General features: G+C 72.4%; 14 protein-coding genes and 1 pseudogene. 13 read left to right on the forward strand and 2 right to left on the reverse strand.

Annotation, left to right across the window (positions count from 1 at the left end):
- Nucleotides 1–48: 48 nt before the first annotated feature.
- The 12 genes and pseudogenes from ald (at nucleotide 49) to J2S42_RS34630 (ending at nucleotide 10316) form a co-directional block, all read left to right on the forward strand.
- Nucleotides 49–1164 (forward strand): alanine dehydrogenase, encoded by a 1116-nt coding sequence (gene ald, locus J2S42_RS34575; RefSeq protein ID WP_307246066.1) that lies wholly within the window; start codon nucleotides 49–51, stop codon nucleotides 1162–1164.
- 34 nt (nucleotides 1165–1198) lie between these two features.
- Nucleotides 1199–2131: a site-specific tyrosine recombinase XerD gene (xerD, locus tag J2S42_RS34580; RefSeq protein ID WP_307246068.1), complete on the forward strand. Its 933-nt coding sequence runs from the start codon at nucleotides 1199–1201 to the stop codon at nucleotides 2129–2131.
- Between the two features lie 172 nt (nucleotides 2132–2303).
- Entirely contained in the window at nucleotides 2304–3236 is a 933-nt protein-coding gene (locus tag J2S42_RS34585; protein ID WP_307249203.1) for a ParA family protein, read from the forward strand.
- A gap of 6 nt (nucleotides 3237–3242) precedes the next feature.
- Nucleotides 3243–3938, forward strand: a complete 696-nt coding sequence (locus tag J2S42_RS34590; RefSeq protein WP_307246070.1) for a zinc metalloprotease — start codon at nucleotides 3243–3245, stop codon at nucleotides 3936–3938.
- 68 nt (nucleotides 3939–4006) lie between these two features.
- Nucleotides 4007–4888, forward strand: a complete 882-nt coding sequence (locus J2S42_RS34595) for a segregation and condensation protein A (RefSeq protein ID WP_307246072.1) — start codon at nucleotides 4007–4009, stop codon at nucleotides 4886–4888.
- Nucleotides 4885–5937 (forward strand): SMC-Scp complex subunit ScpB, encoded by a 1053-nt coding sequence (gene scpB, locus J2S42_RS34600; RefSeq protein WP_307246074.1) that lies wholly within the window; start codon nucleotides 4885–4887, stop codon nucleotides 5935–5937. The genes J2S42_RS34595 and scpB overlap by 4 nt, the downstream gene beginning before the upstream one ends.
- Nucleotides 5909–6664 (forward strand): pseudouridine synthase, encoded by a 756-nt coding sequence (locus J2S42_RS34605; protein ID WP_307246076.1) that lies wholly within the window; start codon nucleotides 5909–5911, stop codon nucleotides 6662–6664. The genes scpB and J2S42_RS34605 overlap by 29 nt, the downstream gene beginning before the upstream one ends.
- A gap of 72 nt (nucleotides 6665–6736) precedes the next feature.
- Nucleotides 6737–7408 (forward strand): (d)CMP kinase, encoded by a 672-nt coding sequence (cmk, locus tag J2S42_RS34610; RefSeq protein ID WP_307246078.1) that lies wholly within the window; start codon nucleotides 6737–6739, stop codon nucleotides 7406–7408.
- A gap of 20 nt (nucleotides 7409–7428) precedes the next feature.
- Nucleotides 7429–8805 (forward strand): ribosome biogenesis GTPase Der, encoded by a 1377-nt coding sequence (gene der / locus J2S42_RS34615; RefSeq protein WP_307246080.1) that lies wholly within the window; start codon nucleotides 7429–7431, stop codon nucleotides 8803–8805.
- Nucleotides 8806–9318: 513 nt separating this feature from the next.
- Nucleotides 9319–9516: pseudogene (locus J2S42_RS34620) on the forward strand (LuxR C-terminal-related transcriptional regulator); the annotation flags it as partial.
- 4 nt (nucleotides 9517–9520) lie between these two features.
- Nucleotides 9521–9751, forward strand: coding sequence for a helix-turn-helix domain-containing protein (locus tag J2S42_RS34625; protein ID WP_307246082.1), 231 nt, complete (start codon nucleotides 9521–9523; stop codon nucleotides 9749–9751).
- Nucleotides 9744–10316: a Clp protease N-terminal domain-containing protein gene (locus J2S42_RS34630; RefSeq protein WP_307246084.1), complete on the forward strand. Its 573-nt coding sequence runs from the start codon at nucleotides 9744–9746 to the stop codon at nucleotides 10314–10316. The genes J2S42_RS34625 and J2S42_RS34630 overlap by 8 nt, the downstream gene beginning before the upstream one ends.
- A gap of 138 nt (nucleotides 10317–10454) precedes the next feature.
- Here the strand turns inward: J2S42_RS34630 and J2S42_RS34635 are convergent, their stop codons facing one another.
- A complete protein-coding gene (locus J2S42_RS34635; RefSeq protein ID WP_307246086.1) occupies nucleotides 10455–10649 on the reverse strand; it encodes a hypothetical protein in 195 nt (64 codons plus the stop codon).
- Nucleotides 10650–10914: 265 nt separating this feature from the next.
- Between J2S42_RS34635 and J2S42_RS34640 the strand changes: the two genes are divergently transcribed.
- A complete protein-coding gene (locus tag J2S42_RS34640; RefSeq protein WP_307246088.1) occupies nucleotides 10915–11328 on the forward strand; it encodes a hypothetical protein in 414 nt (137 codons plus the stop codon).
- A 15-nt stretch (nucleotides 11329–11343) separates the two neighbouring features.
- On the opposite strand, the gene J2S42_RS34645 is transcribed toward J2S42_RS34640, so the two are convergent.
- Entirely contained in the window at nucleotides 11344–12675 is a 1332-nt protein-coding gene (locus J2S42_RS34645; RefSeq protein ID WP_307246090.1) for an outer membrane protein assembly factor BamB family protein, read from the reverse strand.
- Nucleotides 12676–12734: the final 59 nt, after the last annotated feature.

Raw genomic sequence — 12734 nt, forward strand, 5'->3', positions numbered from 1 at the left:
CCGTTCGCTCGTAGACTGCGGTTAAACGCGCGTGAAAGGGTCATCGACGTGAAGGTCGGCATTCCCCGCGAGGTCAAGAACAACGAGTTCCGGGTCGCGATCACGCCGGCCGGCGTGCACGAGTTCACCCGTCACGGCCATGAGGTCTTCATCGAGGCCGGCGCGGGTGCCGGCTCGTCCATCACCGACGAGGAGTACACGTCCGCGGGCGCGACCATCCTGCCGGGCGCGGACGACGTGTGGGGCACGGCCGAGCTGGTGCTCAAGGTCAAGGAGCCGATCGCGGAGGAGTACCACCGCATGCGCGAGGGGCAGGTGCTGTTCACGTACCTGCACCTGGCCGCGTCCAAGGAGTGCACGGACGCGCTGATCGAGCGGAAGGTCACCGGCATCGCGTACGAGACGGTGGAGACGCCTGACCGGCAGCTGCCGCTGCTCGCGCCGATGTCCGAGGTGGCCGGCCGGCTCGCCCCGCAGGTCGGTGCGTACCACCTGATGCGGTCCGGCGGCGGGCGCGGCGTGCTGCTCGGCGGCGTCTCCGGCGTCTACGCGGCCAAGACCGTGGTGATCGGCGCCGGCGTCTCGGGCATGAACGCGGCCGCGATCGCGCTCGGCCTGCAGTCCGAGGTGCTGCTGCTGGACATGAACATCAACCGGCTGCGCGGCGCGGACGCGATCTACCGCGGGCACCTGCAGACCGTGGCGTCCAACACGTACGAGGTGGAGCGCGCGGTGCTGGACGCCGACCTGGTGATCGGCGCGGTGCTGGTGCCGGGCGCGAAGGCCCCGACGCTGATCTCCAACGAGCTCGTCTCCCGGATGAAGCCGGGCAGCGTGCTGGTCGACATCTCCATCGACCAGGGCGGCTGTTTCGAGGACTCGCGGCCGACCACGCACGCGGACCCGGTCTACCGGGTGCACGACTCGATCTTCTACTGCGTGGCGAACATGCCCGGCGCGGTGCCGCACACCAGCACGTACGCGCTGACCAACGTGACGCTGCCGTACGCGCTGGCGCTGGCCGACCAGGGCTGGCGGGACGCGCTGCGCGCGGACGCGTCGCTGGCGAAGGGCCTGAACACGCACGCGGGCGAGGTCACCTACGGCCCGGTCGCGGAGGCGCACGGGATGACCGTGCGGCCGCTGACCGAGGTGCTCGCCTGACGGGTTGTCGTACCCCTGGTCTAGGGTCAGCGGCGTGTTGGCGACCGACCGGGCCGTGCGCGGCTACCTCGACCACCTGACGGTCGAGCGCGCGCTCTCGGCGAACACGCTGATGTCGTACCGGCGGGATCTCGATCGTTATCTGGAGTTCCTGGCCGGTGCCGAGATCAGCTCGCTCGGCGCGGTCACCGCGAGCGACCTGGACCGGCACCTGAGCGGGTTGCGGACCGGCGACGACGAGCACCCGCCGCTGTCCGCGTCGTCCGCCGCACGCGCCATGTCCGCGGTGCGCGGCCTGCATCGTTTCGCCGTGCGCGAGGGGATCGCGGCGGACGACCCGTCCCGCGACGTCAAGCCGCCGGTCCCGCCGCGCCGGCTGCCCAAGGCGCTGGAGGTCGACGAGATCGAGCGGCTGCTCGCGGTGCCGGCCACGGACACGCCGCGCGGGCTGCGCGACCGGGCGCTGCTGGAGTTCCTCTACGGCACCGGCGCGCGCATCTCCGAGGCGGTCGGCGCGGCCGTCGACGACGTCGACCTGGACGACGCGACCGTGCTGCTGCGCGGCAAGGGCGGCCGGTCCCGGCTGGTCCCGATCGGGGGGTACGCGCGGGACGCGCTCGGTGCGTACCTGGTGCAGGGCCGGCCGACGCTGGTCCAGGCCGGCCGCGGTACCCCGGCGGTGTTCTGCAACGCGCGCGGCGGGCCGCTGTCCCGGCAGAGCGCCTGGACCATCCTGCACCGCGCGGCCGGGGCGGCGGGCCTGCCGGTCGACGGCCCGCGCGCGGTCTCGCCGCACACGCTGCGCCACTCGTTCGCCACCCACCTGCTCGACGGCGGCGCCGACGTCCGCGTGGTCCAGGAACTGCTCGGCCACGCCTCGGTGACCACCACGCAGATATACACCCTGGTCACCGTGGACCGGCTGCGCGAGATCTACGCCACCGCGCACCCCCGCGCGCTCGCCTGAACCGGTCTGTATACACCGTCCCCGCGCGCGACACGCCGGGAAGGGTGGGCGGTGTGTGGGCGGGCGGTGTCGTAGAGTCGGGAATCGGCGTGGATCTCATGGAGGGCGCCGGTCGGCTGAGACGCTCCACCGGGTGTAGCGTCGGGCAGTCGTGGGAGGGGGCGCAGAGGACATGGCGGGCAACGGTGACCGTGCCGAGGCGTGGACCTCGGTCCTCCGAGAGCAGCAGAGTTCCCTGGACATCGGCGCCGAGCTCGGGCCGAGCGATCCCGCGGCGTACACGATGCGCAAGCCGATCCCGGAGCCGATGCCGACCGACCGGCACGGGCCCGCGCGGATCATCGCGATGGCGAACCAGAAGGGCGGCGTGGGCAAGACCACGACCACCATCAACCTGGGTGCCGCGCTCGCCGAGTACGGCCGGAAGGTGCTGGTCGTCGACTTCGACCCGCAGGGCGCGCTCTCCGTCGGTCTCGGCGTGAACCCGCACAATCTGGACCTCTCCGTCTACAACCTGCTGATGCAGGACGACGTGACGGCCGAGGACGTGCTGATCAAGACGGACATCGCCGGCCTGCACCTGCTCCCGGCGAACATCGACCTGTCCGCGGCCGAGATCCAGCTGGTGAACGAGGTAGCGCGGGAGATGGCGCTGGCCCGGGTGCTGCGCTCGGTCCGCAAGGAGTACGACTACATCCTGATCGACTGCCAGCCCTCGCTCGGCCTGCTCGCGATAAACGCCCTCACCGTCGCGCACGGTGTCCTGATCCCGCTGGAGTGCGAGTTCTTCAGCCTCCGCGGTGTGGCGTTGCTGCTCGACACGATCGACAAGGTGCGCGAGCGGCTGAACTTCGACCTGGAGCTGGAGGGCATCCTCGCCACCATGTACGACTCCCGCACCACGCACTGCCGCCAGGTGTTGCAGCGCGTCGTGGAGGCGTTCGGCGACAAGGTGTACCAGACCGTGATCACGAAGACCGTGAAGTTCCCGGAGTCGACCGTGGCCGGTGCGCCGATCACCTCGCTCGACCCGGCGTCCTCCGGCGCCCGCAACTACCGCCAGCTGGCCCGAGAGGTCATCGCGGCCCAGGCCGAGCGCGGATAGGCGCCGGTGCTCTTCGCTCTCGCCACGCCGGTCGCATTCATCGGCTTCGCGCTCTCGTTCCTGCTGGCCGTCGTGGTGCGCGCGACGGCGATCCGGCTGGCGATCCGGGCGACGGGCCTCGAACAGCGGCGCACCCGGATCGCGTTCCAGCCGCGACACGACTTCGACGTGTTCGGCGTGGTCGCCTGCCTGATCGGCGGCATGGGCTGGGGCAAGGGCCTCGAGGTCGACGACCTGCCGTCCTATCGCGGGCGCGGGCGCAAGGCGATCGTCTACGCGGCCGGGCCGGTCTCCGTGTTCGTGCTGTCCCAGCTCGTGCTGCTCGGGTTCGCGCTCGGCTTCCCGGACTACCGGGCGCTGATGTCCGCGGTCGGGCCGCTGAACGTGAAGCTCGGCCTGCCTATGTCGCTGGGCACCGACCCGGCCGGCATCGGCGCGGAGATCACCGCGGCGATCGGGATCGGTCTGTTCACGTTCGCGCTGTTCGACCTGATTCCGCTGCCGCCGCTGGACGGCTGGGGCCTGCTCTGGTGCAGCCTGAAGCGGCCCGGCACATCCGCCCAGAGCGCCCGGCTGTGGCTGGTCGACAAGAACATCGGTGTGGTGCTGCTCTTCCTGCTGCAGATCTTCCCGTTCGGCGGGCTGGCCTGGGTGTTGCTCAATCCGATCGGCACGCCGCTGCTGGGGATCTGGGCCTGGTGAGCGTCGATCACGTCACCGGGTCGGATTCTGCACAGCCCGGAGATGACACGTCCGGCTACGGTCAGCCGATGACGGACGGGCCGACGCAGGAGACCGTGGAGACCACCAGCGGTTTCCGGGTTCGGTTGCACAATTTTGAGGGTCCGTTCGACCTGCTGCTCCAGCTGATCGGCAAGCACAAGCTGGACGTCACCGAGATCGCGCTGCACACGGTCACGGACGAGTTCATCGCGTACATCCGGGCGATGGGCGACGACTGGGACCTGGACGAGACCAGTGAGTTCCTGATCATCGCGGCCACGCTGCTGGACCTGAAGGCGGCCCGGCTGCTGCCCGCGGCCGAGGTGGAGAACGAGGAGGACCTGGCGCTCCTCGAGGCCCGTGACCTGCTCTTCGCCCGGCTGCTGCAGTACAAGGCGTACAAGGAGGCGTCCGCGGTCATCGCGGATCTGGAGCGCGACGGCGCCCGGCGCTACCCGCGCGCGGTCAGCCTGGAGCCACGGTACGCGGAGGCGCTGCCCGACCTGATCTTCGGCTTCGGGCCGGACCGGATACTCAAGATAGCGATCAAGGCGTTCACGCCGAAGATCCCGCCGACCGTCGCGGTGCACCACATCCACCAGGTGCGGGTCAACGTACGCGAGCACGCGGACATCGTGCAGAAGATGCTGCGCCGCGCCGGGATCGCCACGTTCGACGTGCTCTGCGCGGACTGCGAGAACACGCTGGAGATGGTGGCCCGGTTCCTGGCACTGCTGGAGCTCTACCGGGAGGGCCTGGTCGAGTTCGCGCAGCCGGAGTCGCTGGGCGTGCTGACCGTGAAGTGGACCGGCGGCGACGAGGACGTCGATCTGCAGGTCGACGACTACGAGGGCACGAAGGACGTGGACACGGCCAAGGACGACCCGGTCCGGCCGGGCGCGGCGCAGGAAACGGAGGACGGGGCGTGACCAGCGAGGACGAGCGCGGATCGCTGGCGGACGCGGCGGCCGCGTGGGTCCCGCCCTGGGACCGCCCGAAGCCGCCCGCAGCCGACGATCAAGACCGGCCGGCCCCCGAGGGTACGGACGCGCGCGCCGCGGACCCCGCCGTCCGGCCCGCGGGCGACGCCGGTGTGGGTGCTGACGAGGCCGCCGGTGTGCGCGCCGGGGCGGCTGCCACGGAGCCGCCCGCCGGGGACGGGTCCGTGCCCGGTTCCGGCGATGTGGCCGAGCCGGTCACCGGCGACGGCCCGGAGCGGGTGCCGGGGGCGAGCGCCACCGTCGGTGACGGGGCGTCCCCGCCGGTCTCGGAGACCGAGCCGTCGCGCGCGGCCGCCGTACCCCTGCAGAAGTCGAAGCCGCAGGACACGACGGCGGAGGTGGCCGGCGGGGCGGCATCGGAGGCGCGGGCCGCGCCGAAGCGCCGGCGGGCGAAGCCCAAGCCGGCGGAGCCGGAACCGGATCCGGTGTCGCTGATCGACGACGCGGAACTGCGCGGCGCGCTGGAGGCGATCCTGCTGGTCGTGGACGAGCCGGTCGCCGAGGTGATGCTGTCCCAGGTGCTGGAGCAGCCCACCGAGCGGGTGACGCAGATGCTGTACCTGCTGTCCGGCGAGTACACCGATCGCGGGCACGGCTTCGACCTGCGGCGGGTGGCCGGCGGCTGGCGGCTGTACACCCGTCCGGAGTACGCGGCGTACGTCGAACGGTTCGTGCTGGACGGGCAGACCGCGCGGCTGACGCAGGCCGCGCTGGAGACGCTCGCGGTCGTCGCCTACAAGCAGCCGTGCAGCAGGTCACAGGTCTCCGCCATCCGCGGTGTGAACTGTGACGGCGTGATGCGTACGCTTGTCACCCGGGGGCTTGTCGAGGAGTGCGGCGCGGACGTGTCCGGCGCCTACCTCTACAAGACCACCACCCTGTTTCTCGAGAAACTCGGCATCGACTCGGTCGCGCAGCTCCCCCCGCTCGCGCCGTTCCTGCCGGACAATGTGGAAGAGATCGTCACCGATGCCTGAGAACGACGGCGCCGAACGGCTGCAGAAGGTCATGGCCGTGGCCGGTGTCGGGTCCCGCCGCGCCTGCGAGACACTCATCGCGCGCGGCAAGGTCACCGTGGACGGGCGTCTTGCCCGCCTGGGTGACCGCGCGAACCCGGCCACCTCCGTGATCATGGTCAACGGCGAGCGACTCGCCGCCGACCAGACCCTGGTCTACCTCGCGATGAACAAGCCCCGCGGCGTGGTCTCGACCATGGCCGACGAGAAGGGGCGCTCCGCGATCTCCGACTTCCTCGGCCGGGTCGAGCAGCGCGTCTACCACGTCGGGCGGCTGGACCAGGACTCCGAGGGCCTGCTGCTGCTCACCAACGACGGCACGCTCGCGCACAAGCTCACCCACCCGTCGTACGGCGTGGCCAAGACCTACCTGTGCGAGGTCGCCGGCCCGCTGCCGCGCGCGGTCGGCCGGCGGCTGCTGGCCGGCGTCGAGCTGGAGGACGGCCCGGCGAAGGCGGACGCGTTCAAGCTGGTCGACACGCTGGGCAAGACCGCGCAGATCGAGATCACGCTGCACGAGGGGCGCAAGCACATCGTGCGCCGGCTGATGGACGAGGTCGGGCACCCGGTGTCCCGGCTGGTCCGCACGTCGATCGGCCCGATCAAGCTGGGTGACCTGCGCTCCGGCCGTACCCGCCGGCTGAACAACGGCGAGATCGCGGCGCTGTTCGCGGCTGTCGAGGACTGACCCAGTTCGGTGGTGTGCCGGGTCACCGGGCATCATTGAACAGTTGTCCTGGGCATGGCGAGTGGAGGAACGGTGGAAGAAAACGGGCGATGTGTGGTGGCCGTCGACGGGCCGTCCGGGTCCGGGAAGTCCACCGTTTCGCGGCGGCTGGCGACCGCGCTCGACGCGCGTTACCTGGACACCGGGGCCATGTACCGGGCGGTGACCTGGGGTGTCATCCGGGCGGGTGTGCCGCTCTCCGATCCGGCGGCCGTCGCCGCGGTCGTCGCCGGTCTTTCGCTGGAGATCGGCACCGACCCTTCCGCACCTTTTGTCCGGGTGGACGGCGTCTCCGTCGACGGCCCGATCCGCGGCGCCGAGGTGACCGCGCACGTGTCCGCGGTCGCGTCCGTCGCAGCGGTGCGGCAGCAGCTGGTCGCCCAGCAGCGGGCGATCATCGCGGACGCCGGGCGGATCGTGGTCGAAGGACGCGACATCGGGACGGTCGTGGCGCCGGACGCGTCGCTGAAGGTGTACCTGACCGCGTCCGCGGAGGCGCGTGCGCAGCGGCGCAGCCTGGAGAACGCGGCGGACGTCGCGGCCACCCAGGCCGACCTGGCCCGGCGCGACAAGATCGACTCCAGTCGTGCGGTGGATCCGCTGACCCAGGCGGAGGACGCGGTCGTGCTGGACACCACCGCGATGGGCATCGACGAGGCCGTGGCGCGTCTTCGCGAGCTACTTGATACGCGGGTGACCGCATGACGTCAGTTGAGGTTTCGGAAATGTCGGAAATAGTGGATTCGCCGGCCTCGGTGTCCGTGGTCAATCCGGTCGTGGCCGTGGTCGGCCGGCCCAACGTCGGCAAGTCGACGCTGGTCAACCGGATCATCGGTCGTCGCCAGGCGGTCGTGCAGGACACGCCGGGCGTGACCCGCGACCGCGTGCCGTACGACGCGGAGTGGCTCGGCCGCCAGTTCACCGTGGTCGACACCGGCGGCTGGGAGCCGGACGCGAAGGACCGCGCCGCCGCGATCGCCGCCCAGGCCGAGGCCGCGATCGCCACCGCCGACGTGGTGCTGTTCGTGGTGGACGCGGTCGTCGGCAGCACGAACGTGGACGAGGCCGCGGTCAAGATGCTGCGCCGCAGCCACAAGCCGGTCATCCTGGTCGCGAACAAGGTCGACAACCAGAACCTCGAGGTCGAGGCGACCAGCCTGTGGTCGCTCGGGCTCGGCCAGCCGTACCCGGTCTCCGCGCTGCACGGCCGCGGCTCCGGCGAACTGCTGGACGCGCTGCTCGACGCGATGCCGTCCGCGCCGCGCGTGGTCGAGGAGACCGAGCGCGGCCCGCGCCGCGTCGCACTGGTGGGCCGGCCGAACGTCGGTAAGTCCAGCCTGCTCAACCGGCTCGCCAAGGAGGAGCGCGCGGTCGTCGACTCGGTCGCCGGCACCACCGTCGACCCGGTGGACAGCCTGGTCGAGCTGGGCGGCGAGGTCTGGCAGTTCGTCGACACCGCCGGGCTGCGCAAGCGCGTCGGCCAGGCCAGCGGCACGGAATACTACGCGTCGCTGCGGACCAACGCGGCGCTGGAGGCCGCCGAGGTCGCGGTGGTGCTGCTCGACGCGTCCGAGGTGATCAGCGAGCAGGACCAGCGCATCCTGAGCATGGTCGTCGAGTCCGGGCGTGCCGTCGTCATCGCGTTCAACAAGTGGGATCTGGTCGACGCGGACCGCCGCCACTACCTGGACAAGGAGATCGAGCGCGAACTGCGCCGCATCCCGTGGGCCGTCCGGGTGAACATCTCCGCGAAGTCCGGGCGCGCGGTCGACAAGCTGGCACCGGCGATCCGCACGGCGCTGGAGAGCTGGGAACTGCGCGTCCCGACCGGTCACCTCAACCAGTGGCTGACCGCGCTCACCCAGGCCACGCCGCACCCGGTGCGTGGCGGTCGCGCACCGCGCATCCTGTTCGCCACCCAGCCGGGCGTGTCGCCGCCGCGGTTCGTGCTGTTCACGACCGGGCCGCTGGACGCGGGCTACCAGCGGTTCGTGGAGCGGAAGCTGCGCGAGGAGTTCGGCTTCGAGGGGTCGCCGATCGAGATCGCGGTCAAGCCGCGGAAGCAGGTCGGGCCGGGCGGGCGCGGCAAGGCGCACGGCTGACCCACCTGCTCTGCACGAAAGGCCACGCCGGCGGTACGGCGTGGCCTTTCGTTTCTTCGGCGTGGTGCCGTTTCGGAGTCAGCGGAGGCCGAGGGTGAGCGTGCCGCGCGGGTGGCCGCGTTCGCTCCCGGCGTGCGCGGCCGCGGCGAGCGGGTGGCCGCGCCGAGGCGTGACCAGGACGCCGTGATCGGTGACCCGGCGTGCGATCTCCGCCGGGGGCGCGCGCGTCCGCTCGCCCCCGGTCGGCGATCGTGACGTTCCGGTCGGTGGTGCGGCGCAAGGACTTGCCGGTAGCGGCGTCACGCGACGCGGCGGCCGATGTCGTGGAGCGGCTCGCCGTGGATGACGTGATGCGACGGTTGTCGCGGCCGGTGGGCGGTGGGGAGATCGACGCGGTGCCGAGGCCGGGGGACCACGGTCGTCGCGGCGCTGCCCCTGGCCGGTGGCGTGGCCGCCGGGCCGGCCGCCGTGACGCGGGCCGGTGCGGTGTAGCGGGCACGGCTCAACGCGCGGGAGCTGGAGGTGCTGGACGGGATCGCGCGCGGCCTGCGTAACCGGGCGAACGCGGCGGAGCTGCGGCTGAGTGAGCACACGGTCAAGTTCCACGTGCTCAACCTGCTGGGAAGCTGGGCGCCGGTTCGCGTGGTGAGGCCGCCGCGCCCATGCCTGTCAACCGAGGTTGACGAACGTACAGCTGTCAACTACGGTTGACAGCATGAGTGAGGGAACGGATCTCGCCACCGCGGCGGCCGGGCCCGACGTGAAGGTCGGGTTGCGGGCCACGGTGGCACTGCGGAAGCTGGCCGAGCGCCTGGAGGCGCTCCAGGTCGCGAACGCGCGACGCCAGGGCTGGTCCTGGCAGGAGATCGCCGATGCGCTGGAGGTCTCCCGGCAGGCCGTGCACAAGAAGCACGCCGGACGAGCGAGGGGGAACGGGGATGTTTGAGCGATTCACCGCCGAGGCGCGGGCCGTGGTCGTCCAGGCCCAGGCCGAGGCGCGCGAGCTGGGGCACACGAGGATCGGCACCGAGCACGTGCTGCTCGCGCTGCTCGGCGCGGACGCGGGGGAGGCCGGATACGTGCTGCGTGGCGCCGGGCTCGACCGGGACGACGTCCGGGCGCGCATCCAGGCGCTGCTCGACAAGCCCGCGCTCGGGCCGGAGGACGCGGCCGCACTGCGCGCGATCGGGATCGACCTGGACGCGGTACTGGCCCGGATGGACGAGACGTTCGGCATGCAGCCGGTGGAGCCGCAGCCGGAGCCGGGCCGCCGGTGGTGGCAGCTGCCGAAGGGCGGGCACATCCCGTTCAGCTCGCACGCGAAGAAAACGCTCGAGCTGGCGCTGCGCGAGGCGCTCGCGCTGCGCTCCCGCGAGCTGCGGCCGGAACACATCCTGCTCGGCCTGCTGCGCGAGAAGCAAGGGCTCGGCGCACGCGTGCTGGCCGACGCCGGGCTCGACCTCGAGGTGCTGCGCCAGGACGTGCTGGCCACCCTCCCCAAGGCGGCCTGACCGTCCGGGGCCGGCTTGACCGTCCGGGGCCGGCTTGCCCGGCCGCTGCCGGCCCCGGCCCGCAGGGCCGCCACCGGCTGCGCACCGCGACACCCGTGCTCGTCGCGGTGTGCAGCAGCCGTCAGAGCAGCGGCGGGCTCACGCCTCGATCAGCTCGTCCGCGGTCAGTTCCCGCGCGACCAGCCATGCGCCCAGTTCCGGGATGCCGCCCAGCGTGCGCCCGTGTGCCGACACGCTCACGCCGAGCAGCTCGAAGACCCGGATCCGACGCTCCTCGATCTGGATCCGCCACCGCCGCCCGTCCCGGTCCGGTGGCGTGATCAACACGCGCACCGCGGCAGCCTAACCCTCTGAAGACCCAAAAATCAGGAAGAATCGGGGGTACGGGCGCCCCGCGCATCGATCCGGCGAAAAAATCGGCCGCGCCGGTCAGGCTTCGCATCCGCCCTGGTCGCGACCGCCTTCGGCGGGTGCACGACGCCGCCGGTCGCGTCGCTGATGTGGTGGATCGTGGCGTTTGTGGCGTGCCGATCCGGGCGTATCGGTCTAGGGTGGACGTCGCGGGGAAAGAACTGAGGAGGCGACCGGGGAGGCTCTTGTGGCGGTAAGGCCGTGGCATCTGTTCGGCGTGATCGTCGCGTTCGGCGTCGGTCCCGCGGTCTGGATCGGCGGCAGCCTGGTCCCGCAACCGGCCTCCGGCACCACGCCGTCGCCGTCCGCGTCCAGCACGTCCGCGTCGCCGACACCCACGGCCAGTGCCGCACCGGCCACCGCCGACGCCGCCGTCCAGCCGACCGGGGTGCCCGGCACCTGGGTGCCCACCGCGAACCCGGCACCCACCAGCGCCGTGCCGGCCACGCCCGCCGCGACACCGGCCACGCCCGCCCCGCCGGCCGGCACGCCGAGCCCCACCCGCCCGCCGGCCACCGGCTCGCCGCGCCCGTCCTGGTCGATCATCCTGCCGCCGATCTTCCCGCCGCCGAGCACCCCACCGGACGACGACGCGCCCTGACCGGCCGCGCGCCGGTCAGAACGTCAGCATGTGCAGGCGGAGCCGGCCGGCGCCCGCACCGGTCGACACCATCACCCAGCCCTCCCCGACGCCGGTCAGCCAGCCGCCCCGCCGGGCCAGTTGCCGCCCGGTCCGCGCGTCGTAGACCAGCACGTACGGCCGGTCGCCGGTCGCGCCCAGCACCGCCACCAGGTCGCCGTGCGCCACCGCCTCCCAGCTCGCGGACGTGGTCGCCAGCCCGGTGTCCGGCGCGCTCCACAGCCGCCGGCCGTCGGCCAGCGCGAGGAGCGCGATCGGCCCGGTCTCCGCGTTTGCCCGGACCAGCAGCGACTCGTCGTCGCCCGCGATCGGCACGCCCTGTTCCGGAGTGGTCCAGCGGGTCTCGCCGGTGGTTACGTCGACCAGCGTGGCCTGCCCGGAGCGGGTCACCGCGGCCACCTCGTTCCCCACGCCGAACAGCTCGGAGCTGCCGGAGTAGATCCTCGGGAAGGAACGGGTGCACTCGCCGCCGGCCGTCCGCCCGCTGTGGATCGCGCCGTCCCAGGCGGCCGCGCCGGTGCGCGCGTGCACCGCGGTCACCGTCACCGTGCAGTCGCGGTCGCCACGCGGCGGGTCATGATCCGTGACGACCAGTGTGTCCCCGGCCGCGAACGTGTACCAGGCCCGCTGCTCCGCCCGGCCCGGCAGCACCGTCCCGGTCGTGGTGTCCAGCAGCGCGGCCCGGACCCCCGGCTCGGACACGCTGACCGGCAGGTACGCGGACGCGGGCGGTGCCAGCGGCCGGCGCGCGCCGATCACGTTCTCGTGCACGCTCACGTGCGTGGCGTCCATGGTCCAGAGCGTCGCGCCGTCCGCGACCCGGCGCTTGGTGAGCACGCAGTCCGCCGGCGTGTCCCGGCGGTCCGGGCAGGAGTCCAGGTAGAGCGCGTCCGCGCGGGCCACCATGCGCACCGGACCGGCCGCGGACCACAGCGTGCGCCCGCTCGCCGGGTCGATCACGTCTACCGGCCCGTCCGTCCCGGCCTGCACCACCGCGACGCCACCGGCCACGGTCAGCGCGGTGTCCTCGGCCGGGTACGGCAGCTGCCACACCCGCCCGCCGTCGCCGCGGCGCAGGCCGAGCAGCGAGGTGCCGTCCAGCACCACCGCGGTGTCGCCGAACACCCACGCGTCCCGTGAGCCGTTCGCGGTGTCCACCGTCCACGCGATCGTGCCGCCCTCGCCGTCCAGCCCGCCCGGGCCGGTGACCGGGTCACCCACCAGGCGCATCACCAGCGGCACCACGGCGATCGTGGCGCACGCACCGACGATCAGGATCAGCAGGGCCGCCAACCGGGCGCGGTTCACCGGTACACCCCGTCTCAGGTCCGAAGGTAAGGAACGACCCGTCACGCTAGCGCCCGGCG

Source organism: Catenuloplanes indicus, from assembly GCF_030813715.1.
GTDB lineage: Bacteria > Actinomycetota > Actinomycetes > Mycobacteriales > Micromonosporaceae > Catenuloplanes > Catenuloplanes indicus.

Excerpts from the sequence above, each read along its gene's own strand:
- J2S42_RS34585 (WP_307249203.1), top strand. The coding sequence starts at position 2,304 with ATGGCGGGCAACGGTGACCGTGCCGAGGCGTGGACCTCGGTCCTCCGA.
- J2S42_RS34595 (WP_307246072.1), top strand. The coding sequence starts at position 4,007 with ATGACGGACGGGCCGACGCAGGAGACCGTGGAGACCACCAGCGGTTTC.
- J2S42_RS34605 (WP_307246076.1), top strand. The coding sequence starts at position 5,909 with ATGTGGAAGAGATCGTCACCGATGCCTGAGAACGACGGCGCCGAACGG.
- der (WP_307246080.1), top strand. The coding sequence starts at position 7,429 with ATGTCGGAAATAGTGGATTCGCCGGCCTCGGTGTCCGTGGTCAATCCG.
- J2S42_RS34625 (WP_307246082.1), top strand. The coding sequence starts at position 9,521 with ATGAGTGAGGGAACGGATCTCGCCACCGCGGCGGCCGGGCCCGACGTG.
- J2S42_RS34630 (WP_307246084.1), top strand. The coding sequence starts at position 9,744 with ATGTTTGAGCGATTCACCGCCGAGGCGCGGGCCGTGGTCGTCCAGGCC.